Annotated in this window: 16 protein-coding genes; all 16 read left to right on the forward strand. The window is 34.8% G+C overall.

Translation table 11 applies throughout. The annotated features are described in order from the left end of the window. Positions 1-155: 155 nt before the first annotated feature. The 16 genes from RT034_RS09165 to RT034_RS09240 all read left to right on the forward strand — a co-directional run bounded on the left by RT034_RS09165 (position 156) and on the right by RT034_RS09240 (position 17787). The gene (locus RT034_RS09165; protein WP_313016079.1) at positions 156-1271 is read left to right on the forward strand and encodes a polysaccharide biosynthesis/export family protein; all 1116 of its coding nucleotides are present in this window, start codon (positions 156-158) and stop codon (positions 1269-1271) included. A gap of 16 nt (positions 1272-1287) precedes the next feature. After that, positions 1288-1719: a low molecular weight protein-tyrosine-phosphatase gene (locus tag RT034_RS09170; protein ID WP_313016080.1), complete on the forward strand. Its 432-nt coding sequence runs from the start codon at positions 1288-1290 to the stop codon at positions 1717-1719. A 100-nt stretch (positions 1720-1819) separates the two neighbouring features. Continuing rightward, a complete protein-coding gene (locus RT034_RS09175; protein WP_313016081.1) occupies positions 1820-3988 on the forward strand; it encodes a polysaccharide biosynthesis tyrosine autokinase in 2169 nt (722 codons plus the stop codon). 44 nt (positions 3989-4032) lie between these two features. Beyond that, positions 4033-5991 carry a polysaccharide biosynthesis protein gene (locus RT034_RS09180; RefSeq protein WP_313016082.1) on the forward strand — a complete coding sequence of 653 codons (1959 nt, stop codon included), beginning with the start codon at positions 4033-4035 and terminating at the stop codon, positions 5989-5991. Positions 5992-6013: 22 nt separating this feature from the next. After that, positions 6014-7081: a dTDP-glucose 4,6-dehydratase gene (rfbB, locus tag RT034_RS09185; protein ID WP_313016083.1), complete on the forward strand. Its 1068-nt coding sequence runs from the start codon at positions 6014-6016 to the stop codon at positions 7079-7081. Positions 7082-7113: 32 nt separating this feature from the next. After that, positions 7114-8028: a dTDP-4-dehydrorhamnose reductase gene (gene rfbD / locus RT034_RS09190; protein WP_313016084.1), complete on the forward strand. Its 915-nt coding sequence runs from the start codon at positions 7114-7116 to the stop codon at positions 8026-8028. A gap of 2 nt (positions 8029-8030) precedes the next feature. Further along, positions 8031-8927: a glucose-1-phosphate thymidylyltransferase RfbA gene (gene rfbA, locus RT034_RS09195; RefSeq protein ID WP_313016085.1), complete on the forward strand. Its 897-nt coding sequence runs from the start codon at positions 8031-8033 to the stop codon at positions 8925-8927. Positions 8928-8935: 8 nt separating this feature from the next. Then, positions 8936-9493: a dTDP-4-dehydrorhamnose 3,5-epimerase gene (gene rfbC, locus RT034_RS09200; protein WP_313016086.1), complete on the forward strand. Its 558-nt coding sequence runs from the start codon at positions 8936-8938 to the stop codon at positions 9491-9493. Between the two features lie 20 nt (positions 9494-9513). Next, a complete protein-coding gene (locus RT034_RS09205; protein ID WP_313016087.1) occupies positions 9514-10977 on the forward strand; it encodes a flippase in 1464 nt (487 codons plus the stop codon). Positions 10978-11008: 31 nt separating this feature from the next. Then, on the forward strand, positions 11009-11854 hold the full coding sequence (locus RT034_RS09210) for a glycosyltransferase family protein (RefSeq protein WP_313016088.1): 846 nt from the start codon (positions 11009-11011) through the stop codon (positions 11852-11854). 5 nt (positions 11855-11859) lie between these two features. Then, positions 11860-12825 (forward strand): glycosyltransferase family 2 protein, encoded by a 966-nt coding sequence (locus RT034_RS09215; RefSeq protein WP_248147457.1) that lies wholly within the window; start codon positions 11860-11862, stop codon positions 12823-12825. Position 12826: 1 nt separating this feature from the next. Beyond that, positions 12827-13903 (forward strand): glycosyltransferase family 4 protein, encoded by a 1077-nt coding sequence (locus RT034_RS09220; protein ID WP_248147459.1) that lies wholly within the window; start codon positions 12827-12829, stop codon positions 13901-13903. An 8-nt stretch (positions 13904-13911) separates the two neighbouring features. Beyond that, on the forward strand, positions 13912-15000 hold the full coding sequence (locus RT034_RS09225) for a glycosyltransferase (RefSeq protein ID WP_313016089.1): 1089 nt from the start codon (positions 13912-13914) through the stop codon (positions 14998-15000). After that, positions 14990-16060: a hypothetical protein gene (locus RT034_RS09230; RefSeq protein ID WP_313016090.1), complete on the forward strand. Its 1071-nt coding sequence runs from the start codon at positions 14990-14992 to the stop codon at positions 16058-16060. Before RT034_RS09225 ends, RT034_RS09230 begins: the two co-directional genes overlap by 11 nt. Further along, positions 16057-17187 carry a glycosyltransferase family 4 protein gene (locus RT034_RS09235; protein WP_313016091.1) on the forward strand — a complete coding sequence of 377 codons (1131 nt, stop codon included), beginning with the start codon at positions 16057-16059 and terminating at the stop codon, positions 17185-17187. Before RT034_RS09230 ends, RT034_RS09235 begins: the two co-directional genes overlap by 4 nt. After that, a complete protein-coding gene (locus RT034_RS09240) occupies positions 17188-17787 on the forward strand; it encodes a sugar transferase (RefSeq protein ID WP_313016092.1) in 600 nt (199 codons plus the stop codon). Position 17788 lies beyond the last annotated feature (1 nt).

Consider the following 17788-nt stretch of genomic DNA (forward strand, 5'->3'; position numbering starts at 1 on the left):
AAATTAAGTGGTGATGACGGTCATATTGCTTACTTAAATTTACAAAATTTACAAGCGTGTAGCATTCAACTTTGATTACAATTACGCACTATTATTGGTTTACTGTTAGATTTTGCCTTTTATCCTACGAGCCTTTTATCTTACGAGATTGTCACATGTTAGCAAAGCTCATAAAACTATCGCCTTTATTATTAGTTATATCTATTAGCGCCTGTAGTTCTAAAACCGCTATTACTAGTGGAATGTATTCGGGTAAACTGCCAGAAGTCATGACGCCAGATCAACCTGTTTCATTTGTTGCAGATAATGGTATACGATTTAATGTGGCTGAGTTAAGTGTAAACAATATACCCGCTCCTGATATTTTTGCTAAAAGAACGGTCTCTTTTCCTCCATTGACAAGAGGCGGGGGTGTATATAATCGTATTGCTAGGGGAGATGTATTAGGAATTAATCTTCCGGGATATCCTGAAGTTGTCGGTACTAGTTCAGCAGCAGGTAATAGCATTTACGGCAGTGGCTTTTTAGTTGATCAAAGCGGTTATATTCAATTTCCAATGATAGGACGAATAAAGACAGAGGGGCTTACAGTAGCTGAACTCACTAGTCAATTAACTATTCGTTTATCACGTTATCTTAAACATCCAGATCCACAAGTTCGTATACTTTCCTACCGTGGTAATAAATTTTATGTTGATGGGCAAGTAAAATCGCCTGGACAATATGACATTGCGGATCAGCCTATCAATCTTTATACCGCTATCAGTATGGCAGGTGGTACGAGTGAAAAATCTGATACAAATAATATCCAGCTGATTAGAGCTGGAAGAACCTATAACTTTGGTTTCAAGTCACTGCAAAATGCTGGGTATTCTCCGAATCAAGTGATAATTCGTAATGGTGATACAATCAAAATCGGTGATTTGACTGAAAATAAAATTACTGTCATGGGCGAGTTTAATAAAATCAGTAATATTGAAATTCCTGAAAACGGTATCAGTTTGGCGGGCGTCATAGGGGAGGCGAATGGATTAATTGGTACTACCGCAAATGCTAAAAAAGTTTACGTATTACGTGAAAATTCGTCGAATAATGCTAATATCTATTATGTTGATATGACTTCCCTAACAAATTTTTCTTTAGCAAATCGCTTTAAAATGCAACCGGGTGATGTGGTGTATGTAGACCCAACTGGTTTAACACGCTGGAATCGTATTCTTAGTCAAATCCTTCCTTCAGCGGCATTACCTGGAGTTGTAAGACAATTTTAATAGCTAGGTTTTTATTATGTCATTTAAAAAAATTTTAGTGGTATGCGTCGGTAATATCTGCCGTAGTCCTATCGGTGAAGCGCTATTACAGAAACAACACCCCAATCTAATCGTTAAATCAGCGGGATTAAGTGCATTGGTGGGCGAAGGGGCAGATGACAAAGCCATTCAAGTGATGGATGAATGGAATGTTGACATTCGTAATCATCGCGCCCAGCAGCTTACCAAAGAATTGATGCAAACCTTTGATTTAGTACTCTGTATGTCCAAAGATCAAGAGAATTGGATGAAACAAAATTACTCAAGCCAACGTGGCAAAGTATATCGGATTGGTCACTGGATAAACGAAAATGTAGCCGATCCTTATAAACTGCATATTGAGAAATTTTATGAAAGCCGCGAATTGCTCAATAAAGCCGTAGAAAGTTGGAAGGATAAATTAGCGTAAATTCTGACGCTAGCGAGTTTTTCGAAATTATAAGAAAGATTTATTTATTCTGTAACAATTAAAATGTATTTTATCGTAGTTTAGCATCAAGTGAGTAAGCATGGATCAGAAAGTGAATGATGATGAAATTGATTTAAGAGCGTTAATCGCAGTTCTATTAAATCATTGGAAATTAATTTTATCAATGCTGTTACTTGGTTTATTAGGCGGTCTCTATTATGCCCAATCGGCAACGCCAATTTATAAAACTAACTCATTGATTCAAGTTGACAAAAAATCCTCAGGCGTTTCTGCGTTAGGTGAGGATGTTGCCGGTCTTCTAAACGCTCAAGATGGTTCTGCACAAACGGAAGTAGAAATCATCAATTCTCGCATGATTCTGTGGCCTGTCATTAACCAATTGCATTTGGATTTAACTGTCAATCAACTTAAAGACAGTTTTTTAGACAAATTACTTACCAAGAAAAGTGTTCTAGTTAGTCATACAGACAATGGTGTGGGTAACTTAAAGGTGGGGCTTTGGATAGCTGAATTTAATGTACCATTAGCTTATCAAAACAAGAATTTCGTGTTGACAGCAATTGACAGCCAAAATTTTAAACTGATTTCGCCTGATGGCGCTGAGTTTACCGGTAAAGTTGCAACAGCATCGCGTTTCAAAACGAGTGCGGGTAATATAGATATTCAAGTCACTTCATTAGCACCTGGTTATTCTTATAACTTGAGTAAACTTACACCGGCTAAGGCGATAGATAACCTTAGAGCAAATCTTGCGGTGGCTGAAAAAGGTAAACAAACAGGCATTTTAGACGCTTCACTTACAGGCGCTAATCAAGATGAAATCACCCATACATTAACGCGCATCGTTAAAATGTATGAAATGCAAAATCTTGATAAAAGTAGCGCGGAAACGACAAAAACCCTGGCATTTATGCAAGAGCAACTGCCTAAATTAAAAACAAAACTTGCCGAAGCGGAAGCAAAATTTAATAATTTCCGTGAGCAAAATGCGACAGTTGATATTGATAAAGAAGCGGAATTGGCTGTCAAAGTAAGATCTGAGATTGAAACCAACCTGCGTGAGCTTGAGCTAAAACGAGCCGAATTATCCGAGCGTTACACGGATGAATACCCAGTATTAAAGCAATTAAACATGCAAATACAGGAGCTAAGAGACAAAGAAGAAGCACTTAAACAAAATATTACGCGTATTCCAGAGGTTCAGCGGCAATTTTTGGAATTATCAAGTGATGTTAAGATTAGCAATGAGATTTATTTAAATATGCTCAAAAATTATGAGCAGCTTCAAATTGTCAAATCTGGACAGCTTGGCAATGTACGCATCATCGATTTACCGATTAACACTTATATACCAATTGCCCCTAAAAAAGCGCAAATTGTTTTAATCGCGACCCTTTTAGGGTTAATGCTAGGCATCGGACTGGCCTTCTTAAAGTCATTGCTATTCGCGGGCGTGAAAAATTTGGAAGAATTAGAGAACAATACTGATGTTCCGGTTATTGGTGTCATTCCTCATTCGCCTCGATTAACGCGGTTGTTAAAAAGTAAATCAACTAAAATTCCTTTGGTTGAGCAAATCGAACCTGAGGGGATGGTCAGTGAAGGTTTTAAATCCATTCGCACTCATTTATTGTTTAATGCAACAAAAACCGATGGCAACACGTTGTTAGTGACGGGTGCAGGCCCTGGTATTGGTAAGTCATTTATTGCCGCCAACCTTGCCGTGGCAATGGCGATGACAGGTAAACGTGTACTGTTAATTGACGCGGATACTAGATTAGGTCATCTACAAGATCGATTTAATTTGTCAAATATCAATGGATTGATCGATTATTTGGTTGATGATACGATTGATGCGGCTAATAGCAGCTATATGATTCAAACCACGCTATATAAAAATCTGCATTTTATACCCAGAGGCAAAGGAAATAGCCACGCTTCAGAATTGCTCCTAGGTAAAAAAATGAAAGCATTACTCAATTTTTATCGTCAGTTCTATGACTATATTATTATTGATACCTCTCCAGTGTTAGGTACTTCAGATGCACTATCGATAGGGCAATTGGTTGATTCAGTCTTATTTGTGGCACGTTACGATATATCAACTGTAAGACAAATCAATTATTCAATTGAAAGATTACAGCGTGCGAATGTGATAGTAGAAGGGATCATTTTCAATGATGCGAAACAATCGATAATTGGCAAGTACAATGAGCAATATAGTTATGAATACAAATCAAAGAACTAATGATATAAAAATCAATCATAGCCATATTTTCTACTAGGTTTTATATGAGTAATACAACCAACGCTGCTAATGTTACTAAAGCTACTAAGACTACTAAAGTGCCTTTAGCTGTTGGCGTATTATCCAATGCGATTGAACAGCCTCGCTGGCTAAAGGTAGTGAGTCTGCTGGTGATAGATTATATTGCATCTATCATTACGTTGGTTTTAGCGATTGCCCTACGCTATGCAAAATTTGACTTTCATACCAATCTTTTGTCAATTATGCTGCTTGCCGCTTTACCTGTTATCTTTTTAGCGGTTACTAAGTTTTACTCGCATGTTATCCGAGTTTTTCAAGATGAGCGTATGCGTTGGGCGCTGCTAGTTTTGCTAGGTTATTTGTTAATTAGTCAAATACTGATTTTTTTAGGGGTAACCCCTGAGATTCCGAGAGCGGCGACCGCTATCCATGTTTTTTTGTTTTATTTATGGATATGGAATAGCCGAATTGTTTTGCAATTTATTATTTCAAGAACATTACACCCTGAATTTTACACACAAAAAAAAGAAAATGTATTAATTTACGGGGTGGGTCACGTCACTAAAGATTTGATGCATGTGCTGCATCAAACGCACCAATTTAAAATAGTTGGGATTATCGATGTCAATGATAACTTTATTGGGGCTAGGGTATTAGGGGTTAAGGTGTATCCAAAAGATAACCTTGAGTCTTTAATCACAGACTTAGAGGTTAATCACGTGTTTTTTGTATTACCTAGCCATCAGCGTCATATCCAAGAGCGTATTGTCAAGCAGTTAGAAAACGTACCAGTTAAAATTAGTGAAATTCCAAGTTTGGAAGAAATCACCAGTGGTCGTATCAAATTATCAGATATTAAACCGGTTGATGTGCTAGATGTGCTACAACGCAATACGGTTAAACCGGACACATCGCTGCTTGCCAAGAATATCAAAGATAAAGTTGTGATGGTGACAGGAGCGGGCGGTTCAATCGGCAGTGAATTATGTCGCCAAATTTTAAAGCAGCAACCCAAAGCACTGGTATTATTTGAGTTATCTGAATATGCTCTTTATGCCATACACAGTGAATTGCAAAAACTTGCCAAACATATTCAGCAAGACCGACAACTACCGGCGGTGGCGCCGCTGTATGTGCATCTAGGCAGTGTTACCAATCAAAAACTTATTGAACTGCTATGCAACCAGTACGACGTTCAAACCATCTACCATGCAGCCGCTTATAAACATGTCCCTATCGTCGAAAGCAACGAATACGAGGGTGTAATCAATAATTTTGTCGGTACGTTTAATACGCTACAAGGCGCAGTCAGCGCGGGTGTGGAGACTTTTGTGGCCATCTCAACTGACAAAGCCGTCCGACCAACCAATGTTATGGGTGCGACCAAACGCATGGCAGAGTTGGCATGTCAAGCGATGGCTGCACACCAATCAAAAACCACTATCAGTATGGTCAGATTTGGTAATGTATTAGGGTCATCAGGTTCTGTCGTACCGCTGTTTAATAAACAAATTGCCGCAGGAGGGCCTATCACCTTGACGCATCCAGACGTGACAAGGTATTTCATGACGATTCCTGAAGCAGCTCAGTTGGTTATCCAAGCAGGGGCAATGGCACAAGGCGGTGAGGTATTTGTGCTGGATATGGGTGAGCCAGTCAAGATTATGGACTTGGCCAAACGTATGATTACGTTGAGTGGACTTAAAGTAAAAGACCAACATAATCCGAATGGTGATATTGAAATTGTCATTGCGGGTTTACGACCTGGTGAAAAACTGTATGAAGAGCTGATTATTGATGGGGATAATATAGAGAAGACGCAGCATCCTTTAATTATGAAAGCCAAAGAACATTTTTATAGTGTTGATGAAATTACAAACGTAATAAATGAAGTACAAACCCAAAATAACACTACCAAGAATACTCAGTGGCTTAGGGCGCAGTTCTTTAAATATGTAGAAGGGTATAAGCCTAAGCAATAATAATTTATGATGGATTTAATTTATGACAAATAAAAATATTTTAGTTACGGGCGGTGCTGGGTTTATTGGTTCAGCGGTAATTCGCTATTTAATCAATGAAACCAATAATAACGTCTTAAATATTGATAAATTGACCTATGCAGGTAACTTAGAATCTCTTGAAACTATCAGTAACAATCCACGCTATCAGTTTTTACATGCTGACATCTGTGATAAAGTGGCAATGACAAAGGCATTTGATGACTTTGAACCTGATATTGTGATGCATTTAGCGGCTGAATCGCACGTTGACCGCTCAATTGATGGGCCGATGGATTTTATTCAAACTAATATTATCGGAACTTATACTCTTTTAGAGGTTGCGCGAAATTATTGGCAAAATTTAACAGAAGATAAAAAATCGCGTTTTAAGTTCCATCATATCTCTACTGATGAGGTGTATGGCGATTTGGAAAGTACAGAAGACTTGTTTACGGAAGAGACGTCTTATAGTCCAAGCTCGCCTTATTCAGCTACTAAAGCTAGTTCTGACCATCTTGTACGCGCGTGGCATCGCACTTATGGTTTACCGATTGTGATAACCAATTGTTCCAATAATTATGGTCCCTATCACTTTCCTGAAAAATTGATTCCATTGGTAATTTTAAATGCCTTAGACGGTAAACCATTACCTGTCTATGGCGATGGTAAACAAATTCGTGATTGGCTGTATGTTGAAGATCATGCCAGAGCCTTGTATTTAGTAGCTACTACTGCTAAAGTTGGTGAAACTTACAATATCGGTGGCCATAACGAAAAACGGAATATTGAGGTTGTTAAAAAAATCTGTCAAATTCTAGATAATTTGAAGCCCCGTGAAGATGGTGAAAAGTACGAGTCGTTAATCACGTTTGTTAAAGACCGACCTGGACATGATTTGCGATATGCAATCGATGCTTCAAAAATCAGTAAGGAGTTAAATTGGCAACCGCAAGAAACCTTTGAATCAGGTATCCAAAAGACAGTTGAGTGGTATTTAGCAAACCAAGGCTGGGTTAATCATATAAAATCTGGTGAGTATCAACACTGGGTCGAAAAACAATACCAATAGTAAGATTAAATTCAATATAAAGGATAGTGAAGATGAAAATCTTATTACTAGGTAAAAATGGTCAAGTCGGCTGGGAGCTACAGCGTGCTTTACAGCCATTGGGTGAGGTGATTGCATTAGACCGTCATATCAATAACCAAGGTGATTGTGGCGATGTTAGTAATTTTGAGCAAATCAGTCAAACAATTGCCCGCATACAGCCCAATATTATTATAAATGCGACGGCTTATACCGCTGTTGATAAAGCAAAAAGTGAGCAACTGCAAAATGACTTAATCAATCATTTAGCCGTTAAAAATTTGGCTGAACAATGTAAACATATTAATGCTTTGCTCGTGCACTATTCAACTGATTATGTATTTGACGGCACAGGTGATGGAGCGTGGCAAGAAGATGATAGCACCGCACCAGTCAATAGCTATGGTCAAGCAAAAAGAGATGGCGAAATTGCTATTGAAAAAACGGGTGTGAAGTTTTTAAATTTTCGTACCTCATGGGTTTATGCCAGTCGCGGCAAAAACTTTATCAAAACTATGCTCATGTTAGCAAAATCTAAAGAACAGTTAACCATCATTAATGATCAAGTTGGTACGCCGACATCTGCATCATTAATTGCTGATGTTACCGCTCAAGCGTTACGCTATTATTTGTTGGCAAACGATGCAGAAAAAATACAATTGCTAGGGCATTATCATCTTGTACCGACAGGCGTCACGACTTGGTGTGAATATGCCCAGTTCATTTTTGATTTGGCCAAAAAACAGGGTGAAACTTTAATGATAAAAGAGGTTTTACCAACGACCACCGATAATTATCCCACACCCGCAAAACGACCCTTAAACTCTCGACTTAACAACCAAAAAATTCAGACCAATTTTCAACTATCCTTACCCAAATGGCAACAAGGCGTTGAACAGGCGGTGATAGAACTATTAGAGAAGGCATAAAAATGACACAAAAATCTCGTAAAGGCATTATTTTGGCAGGTGGGTCAGGTACTCGGTTGTACCCGATTACCATGGGTACGTCAAAGCAATTATTGCCAATCTATGACAAACCGATGATTTATTATCCATTATCTGTGTTAATGCTTGCAGGTATCAATGATATCTTAATTATTTCAACACCCGAAGATTTACCAAATTTTGAAAAATTACTGGGTGATGGCAAAGAAATTGGGGTCAAATTATCTTACAAAGTACAACCTTCGCCCGATGGTTTAGCACAAGCCTTTATTTTGGGTGAAGAGTTTATCGGCGATGATGATGTGTGTTTAATTTTGGGTGATAATATCTATTACGGTCAAGGTTTTAGTGAAAAATTAAAACGTGCGAGTGCACAACAAGTAGGCGCAACGGTTTTTGGTTATTATGTCAATGACCCAGAACGCTTTGGCGTGGTGGAATTTGATAACTCAGGTAAAGCGTTAAGCATTGAAGAAAAACCTGAAAAGCCTAAGTCCAATTATGCGGTAACAGGACTGTACTTCTATGATAACCGAGTAGTTGAGATCGCCAAAAATATCAAACCTTCGCACCGTGGTGAGTTAGAAATCACCGATGTTAATAATGTGTATTTGCAACAAGGTGGGCTTAATGTTGAGCTGTTAGGTCGCGGCTTTGCTTGGCTCGATACAGGCACACATGATTCTTTGATTGAAGCCAGCCAGTTTGTGCAAACCATTGAACATCGCCAAGGTCTTAAGGTGGCTTGTCTTGAAGAAATCGCCTTTAATAATGGTTGGATTACTGTAGATGAGCTAAAAGAGCGTGGTGAATTTTTCAAAAAAACAGGATACGGGCAATATTTGCTAAAGCTGTATCAAGAAAAATCTACAAAAAATTAGAGATAGCAATGAATATTATCGAAACCAAAATCCATGGCTTATTAATCATTGAACCGAAAGTATTCAGCGATGAACGTGGCTGGTTTATGGAAAGTTTTAATGAGCAAAAATTTGCCGAAGCTTTGACAGAGCGTGGGTTACCCGTGCCAAAATTTGTACAAGATAATCACTCAATGTCAAAAAAAGGCGTGTTACGTGGGCTGCATTTCCAAGTCCCACCCCATGCACAAGGCAAACTTGTACGCGTGGTTCAAGGTAAAGCATGGGATGTTGCCGTAGATATTCGTAAAGACTCACCAACCTATGGACAATGGGTAGGGGTGGAGCTAAGCGGTGACAATCATAAGCAATTTTGGATACCGGAAGGTTTTGCACATGGGTTTGTGGCACTAGAGGATAATACCCAGTTTTTGTATAAAACCACGGATTATTATGCCAAAGATTGTGAAGGGGCGATTGTGTGGAATGATAAGGAATTAGCGATTGATTGGCAAATAGATGATTCAGTTAAACTAATCATTAGTGAAAAAGATGCTCAAGCTGAGAAATTTAGCAAACTTATTTAGGGTCTGGTTAATCAAAGCATATGAAAATCCGTAGCGTGAAGGTTAATTATATTTTAAATATGCTAAGGTTGACCTCAAGCATTTTAATTGGCTTGATAACAATGCCTTATATTAACCGAGTAGTTGGTCCAGTTTATCTTGGTAAAATTGAATATATAAATGCGATTATAAGTTACTTTATTTTATTTTCTGGATTAGGTATTCCTATCTATGGGTTAAAATTAGTCGCAAGGGTAAGGGATAATGCTTTAGAGTTATCAAAAGTTATTTGCGAAATATTTATTATTCTATTGTGTACAAGTTTAGTGTCCTATTTAGTTTTATTTGGGATATTATTAAATTTACCTCTATTTGCCGACTATAAATTATTGATAATTATAATGAGTTCAATGATCTTATTGACAAATATAGGTTTAGAATGGTTTTTTCAAGGGATTGAAGACCAACTGTATATTACTATCAGAACGCTAGTTATTAGATTTATTACATTAGCATTAATTTTTCTTTTGGTTAAAGATGAATCAGATTATTTATATTATGCAATTATCGTTGTTATTAATACAGTTGGTGGGAACTTATTTAATTTGATAAAAGCAAGATCTTATATAGACTTTAAAAAAATTAAGTTTAGTGATTTGAATTTGATAAGACATATAAAACCTTCATTAGCCATGTTTTTAGCCTCTATATCTATTAGTCTATATTTGCAGATAGACACTTTTTTATTAGGGCTACTGGCGGGAGATAAATACGTTGGGTATTATGCGGCTGCTAATAAGTTAGTACGACTTGTATTAGTAATAATTACTACGGTTGGCGTAGTAATGCTACCTAGATTGACCAATTATTGGGAAAATGATAGAGAATCTTATTATGAGTTACTGCATAAAACATTTAATGTTTTAGTGCTTATTTCTTTACCGTGTGCGATTTATTTATTTATCTTTGCTCAAGATATTATTAGTTTAATGGCAGGAAGACAGTTTTACCCTGCTGTTTTAACCATAAAGATTTTATCACCTGTATGCGTATTAGTCGCATGTGCTTATTTTTTTGCTTTTTTGGTGTTATATATTCGAGATTATGAAAAAGTATATTCCTACATAGTTGCATTATCTGCGATAGCGAGTGTTGCAATTAACTATTATATGATTTCTCATTATGCTCATAATGGGGCAGCGATATCTCAAGTGATTTCTGAGTTGTTAGGAGCGGTTCTTTTAGTGTTAGCGACACTAAAGCTAGGATTACTTAAAGAAGCTAAAAACAAGCTTTTGGATATAAATCTATTTAAAATAGTATTTATTAACTTACTTTTATTTATATTATTTTTTTATATTACAACAATGGATACTTTTGAAAATGTAATTTTAAGCTTTATTGTAAAATCCAGTATATATTTTTTGTTTTATATAGTTTTACTTATGGTATTAAGAGAAAACCTAGTTCTCACAAGCTTTAATAAATTGAAAAAAATTTTTTAGCCTTCTAATTATGTATTAAGTGGTCTTAAAAATGAAAGTATGTTTTTTAATAGTTATTTATAATAAAGAGCTCTTGGATTCTTTGAGCTTGAAAACGTTGATTAAATTAATAAGACAACGTAATGAAAAAGCAATTTGTCGAATAGTAAATAATGGGCCTTTGGAAGTTAAAAAAATTGACTCTGATCAGTATCCAAAGAATTTAGTAATTGATTTCCAACAATCTATTTCAAATAGACCGCTAAGTAAGATCTATAACGAGTTTTTAAATGATTATGTTGATAATGATAGATTTGTTATATTGGATGATGATTCAGAGTTATCTGAAAATTATTTACATAGAGTTTTTGATATAGAAGAGTTTGATTTAGAATTACCTAAAATTTATAACGAAAAATTTGATCTTTTCTACCCCTTAGTTGATTGGAAAATAATTCACAAAAGCTTAACTTTAATGCCAGTTAATAAATCAGAAATATTCTCAATTGGTTCAGGATTGATTATTTCTCAAAAATTATTAAAGATTTTTCGAGATAATTCAAAAATGTTATTTAATGAAAATTTTTCTCTTTATGGAGTGGATTTTAGTCTTTTTTGGGAAATAAAATATATTAAAGCTTATAATGACATTACTATTACATCTAAATCTTATTTAATTCATAATATGTCATTGCATGGTAAGATAAGTTACTATAAGCGAAAAGAACTACTTATAAGTTTTGCACTTTTGTTTAGACATTATCCAGCAATGGTAAATTTTAAAAATTTTGCTTACAGACTAAGGGAAAGCTTAATTAATAGAGAATTTGAATTGGTGTTTATTATGATAAAAATTTATTTATCAGGTACTCATCCTAATTGTACTTTAAAGGTATAAATTTTATGGTATTAAGTATTATTATAGCTTTATACAATGCAGAGCAGTATGTACTTGAATGTCTAAAAAGCATAGACTTACAATTAAATAAATCAATTGAAGTTATTATTGTAAATGATTCTAGTGAAGATAGTTCATTAATAGTCGTTCAAAATTTTGTTAATTCAAGTACTTTCAGTGCTAATTATAAGGTTTTTTCATTTGAAAAAAATATGGGTGTAGGTTATGTTAGAACCTTTGCCACACAGCAATCTAAAGGCAAATATATAGTCTCAATAGATCCTGATGATATTATTAGGAAAGATTATATTCAAAAAATAAGTAATGTCTTAATTAATGAGTTACCCGACATAGTTCAATTCCATATTAATAGATTTGAAAAAGATATTGAGCAGTCATTAAGAATGTCTAAGTTTCCTATTTCAAGTGGAATGCATAATCTAGATAGTAAACTCAAACAGAAAATTTATGAACAATCTTTCTGGAGTTTTTGTACTAGAGTGATAAAAAGAGATTTAATCGATGGATTAGATTTTTCAATGTTAAGAAATTGCGAAGATGTATATGCATTACCTCTTGTCTTATTAAAAGCGAATTTTATATACTATTTAGATGAGGAGATTTATTATTATCGATATTCAAATATAAGTTTATCTAAATCAAGCTCTAAATTTAATATAATCAATACAACAAATTCATATATATATATTATCCATAAATATCTTCATCTAATAGAATCTGGAGAAGAACAATTATATTATGCTGTTATTCCTATTATAGGAGGTTATTTAGATTTTTGTTTAAAAAATTACCCCGTCAATTACTCTTATGATGAATGGTATAAATTTAAAAAATCACTAAAAAAAAATAATAAACAATTAAAACCATGTTTAAAAGTATCTCATAACTTTTTATTATATGGGGGCGTTACAGGTTTGAGACTAGTTAATAAATTACGTGGATTAAGATAAAATGAAAAAAATTTGTTTCCTTATTGGTAATTTAAATAACTCAGGTGGTACCGAAAGAGTAACAACGCTGATTGCCAATGCATTAGCTGAAAAAAAATACCAAGTATCTATTTTAAGTCTTGCGGATGGAAAGCAGCCTTTTTTTGAGCTAGTGCCGAGTATTAAAACATATTCACTTTATCCCGAAAAAATTTCATTCAAAAAAAACTTTTTTGGCTCTGTATGGCGTATTCGTCAGTTTGTTACACAGCATCAGATAGATACTTTGGTAGTCGTAGATAGTATTTCTTGTGTTTTTACTATACCTGCATTATTTGGTTTAAAGATCAAACATATTTGTTGGGAGCATTTTAATTTTAATGTTAATCTCGGGGTGAAGTATCGAGATATTGGTCGTAAATGGGCTGCTAAATATTGTGATTATGTAGTTACTCTAACTAAAAGAGATAAAGAGATTTGGGAGCAGGGTATTAAGAATGTTAAAGCGAAAATTATGCCTATCGCAAATCCCAGCCCATTTAAAGTACAGGAAAATATACCATCTTTAAACTATAAAACGATTCTGTGTGTAGGCCGCTTAACGTATCAAAAAGGGTTTGATCTGCTTATTACTGCTTGGGCTAGAGTTGCTCAGCAAGTACCTGATTGGAAAATTGTCATTGTGGGTTCTGGTGAAGACGAGTTAATGCTAAAACAAATGGCAAAAGACTTTGCGGTAGAAGATTCAATTGTATTCGCAGGACAACAAAAAAATATGGATCAATTTTATCGACAGGCTTCATTTTTTTGTATGAGCTCGCGTTTTGAAGGACTGCCAATGGCTTTGTTAGAAGCGCAAAGTTATGGTTTACCAATTGTTGCATTTGATTGTGATACTGGGCCTGCAGAAATTATTGACCATAATATAAGTGGACTTTTAGTAGCGCCAGAAAATATAAATGGACTGATTAATTCATTATTAGAGTTAATAAACTTATCTAATATTAAGTATGAACAAATGTCATCAAATGCCGTTAAAAATAGTGTTAGATATTCTGTCAACTCTATATTGAAACAATGGTTAAGTATTATTAAATAGAGTAGTTTATGAAAATACTATATGTGATTACTGGACTAGGCCAAGGTGGCGCAGAGCGAGTTGTTTGTGATTTAGCAAATAAAATGTATGAAAAAGGGAATGATGTTAAAATTGCTTATCTAACTGGAGATATTTTAACAAAGCCACATTACCAAGAAATTGAATTAATTAAAATTAATTTAAATAGTTTGCTGTTGTTTCCTCTTGCTTATATTAAACTTTCTAAAATAATTAAAAATTTTGAACCAGATGTTGTTCATTCACATATGGTACATGCTAATATTTTTACGCGCCTTGTTCGCATCACTACCTCTATAAAGAAACTTATTTGTACTGCGCATAATAGTGATGAAGGTGGGGGAATGAGAATGCTTGCGTACAGGTTTACACATAATATAGCTGATCTAACTACTAATGTTAGTAATGAAGCAGTACAAGCATTTATCAAAAAAAAAGCAGTGCCACACTCAGATATCATCACAACATATAATGGAATAGATCTGAGTAGGTTTTTTTATAACTCAGAAGCCAAAAATAAAATTCTGAATGAACTTAATATAAATACAAATTCTTATTTGATTCTAGCAGTAGGACGTTTTAGTGACCAGAAGGATTATCCAAATTTATTGCACGCTTTTAAAACTTTAAAAAATAAGAGTCTTGGAGATATTAAATTAATTATTGCCGGGGATGGGGAACTACGTTCAGAAATTGAAAAAATTATTGATGAATTGGGTTTAAAGCAAGACATTCATTTATTAGGAAGACGCAATGATATCCCAGATTTAATGAGTGCTGCAGATTTATTTGTATTATCATCTAAGTACGAAGGATTTGGCTTAGTTGTTGCTGAGGCGATGGCATGTAAGACTTTAGTCGTTGCTACAGATTGTGGAGGAGTTGCTGAAGTTTTAAATAATGAGCAATTCTTAATACCTCCATCAAACTCAAATGTATTAGCAGAAAAAATGTATTATGCCTTAACCCTCTCTCAAGAAGAAAAAAATAAGAATATTATAAAAAACTTATGTCATATAGAGAAAAATTTTTCATTAGAAAAAATAATTGAAAAATGGATATATCTATATGATGAATAATATTTTAAAAAGAGTATCAAATAAAGCTTTGTTTTTGTGTATTGTTTACTTGGTTTTTTTAAAGGTTTTTTTTTATTTTTTAATAAAAAATGATTATATCTCTTTAAAGTTGGGTGGTGGTAGCGACGCAAATTATTATCATGACTATGCTTTAGGTTATATTGATTTGGCAGTAAATTTTTGGCCAGTAATTTTGAGGTTTCTTAATGATTTTGGCTTCTATTCTCGTGATGGAATTTCGTATTTATTTTTGTTTACAAATTTATTTATAATTCCTTTTTTAGTGGCTAAATTGTCTGGTCTTAATTTCCAAAACAGTCAGAAGTATTACCTTTATAGTGTTCTAGTATGTCTAATCTATCCTACACTTTTTTTCTTTACATTCGATATTTACCGTGATGAGTTTATGGTGCTCTCCTTTTTGGTAGGGTGCTTAATTGTGAAAAAATGTTTAAGTCGTTCGAATTTTATTTCCTTTTCTTATTTTTATATCCTTGCTATTTTAATAGGGTTTTTTTTGTTGGCTTTGCGTCCTTATCTAGGTTATGCATTTTTACTGGCTTTAGTTTTATGGAAAATTAAGCTCACAAAAAAACGTATTTTTTTATTTGCTATTTTATATTTTGTTGCATTGTTCATAGCTAATTATATTGGCGTTCTTGATAGCTTAACAGAATATCGTTCTGGTTTTGAGGAAGCTCAGGCTGGCTCCACATTAGGTTTAGACTTCTCTAATCCCGTAATGTTTATCCCTAATTTTATTCTAAGTACATTAGGACAGCTTTTTGGCTTATATATTACCAACCCTTTAGCTATGATTTTGCTTTTGATAGAAACTTTCCCTTTTTTTATTATGCTGAAATATGTAATTAAAAATATTAAAATGGCAGATAGTTTTATACGATTTTTGTTAATATTTTTTGTATTTTATGGAAGTGTCTGGTTAATTGGTAATGACAATTTAGGTACAGCCGTAAGACTACGTATGTATAATTATCTTGCTATTTACATCAGCTTTTTTTATATCTTGAATTTGAAACGACAACAAGGGATTAAATGAAAATTATTATTATTGGTACTGTTGCCTCTAGTCTTTACACCTTTCGTAAAGATTTAATTTTATCTTTAATTGATAGAGGCTGTAAAGTTTACGCCTTCACTTCAGATAGTGATGAAAAAGAACTTACTAAAATTTCATTATTAGGTGCGATCCCTGTATTTTATAAACTGAGTCGTGGCGGTCTTAATCCTTATGAAGATTTATCTAACACGATAAGTCTTTATAAAAAAATCAAAAAAATTCAGCCCGATATCGTCCTTAGCTATTTTATCAAACCTGTCATCTATGGCACACTCGCTGCCAAACTTGCCAAAGTACCTAAAAAAATCGCTATGATAGAAGGCTTAGGCTTTGCCTTTACCGAGCAACCAAATGGCTACTCAAGAAAAGCCAAAATCGTACAACGAGTGCAAGTCGCTCTATTTAAACTGGCATTGCCATTAGCCGATAAAGTAATCTTTCTTAACCCAGATGACCCGATTGATTTATTAAAATCACACCACATTGGTGTTAAAAAAATTGAGGTTTTGGGTGGCATTGGCTTGAATCTAAAAGAATATCCATATCAGCCGATTAGTTTGGAATCTCAAACAAGATTTTTATTTATTGCTCGATTGATACGAGAAAAAGGAATTTTTGATTTTGTCGAAGCTGCTAAACTTGTGAAAAAAATCTATCCAAATGCTATTTTCACAGTGTTAGGTGGTATTGATGAACACGCACACGGGGCAATGACAAAATTTCAATTAGATGAATTAGTCCAATCGAATATTATAGAATATCCGGGGCAGGTGAATAATGTGTCTGAATGGATAGCTAATAGCCATGTTTTTGTATTGCCGTCATACTACCGCGAAGGTGTGCCACGCAGTACCCAAGAAGCGATGGCAGTCGGGCGTGCCATCATCACCACTGATGTGCCTGGTTGCCGAGAGACAGTGGTTGATGGGGTTAATGGTTTTCTGGTGCCAAAGTGGAATCCGCAAGCCTTATCCGCGAAAATGATTTATTTCATCGAAAATCCAGAGCAAATTCAAGTAATGGGTGAACAAAGTTATAAAATAGCCCAAGAAAAATTTAATGCTCGTAAAGTCAATGAGCGACTACTAAAAATTTTAGGAGTATAAATGCTAAAACGTACCTTTGATATTGTCGCTTCTGCGTCTGCCCTTGTGCTACTATCGCCTGTACTTGCGATTACTGCTCATAAAGTCAAAAAAGAACTGGGCTCACCTGTGCTATTTCGTCAAACTCGTCCAGGTTTATATGGCAAGCCATTTGAAATGATTAAATTTCGCACCATGAAAGATGCGACGGATAAAGAAGGTAACGCGCTGCCAGATAGCGAACGCTTGACAGAATTTGGTAAAAAACTACGTGCCAGTAGCCTTGATGAGTTGCCCGAACTGTGGAATGTGCTGAAAGGAGATATGAGTTTGGTTGGCCCTAGACCTTTACTCATAGAATATTTACCTTTATATAACGCCGAACAAGCCAAACGTCACAACGTGCGTCCAGGGGTGACAGGTTATGCCCAAGTCAATGGTCGCAATAGTTTGAGTTGGGAAGATAAGTTCAAGCTTGATACATGGTATGTTGAGCATCAATCATTGTGGTTGGATATGAAAATCTTGCTAAAAACCGTTAAAAAAGTCATTATCAAAGACGGTATCAGTGCCGAGGGTGAAGCAACGATGACAAAATTTACAGGTACACGGGTGATTTGAC

Origin of the sequence: Moraxella sp. CTOTU48841 (assembly GCF_032061225.1) — a bacterium.
In the GTDB taxonomy this organism is placed as follows: Bacteria; Pseudomonadota; Gammaproteobacteria; order Pseudomonadales; family Moraxellaceae; genus Faucicola; species Faucicola cinerea.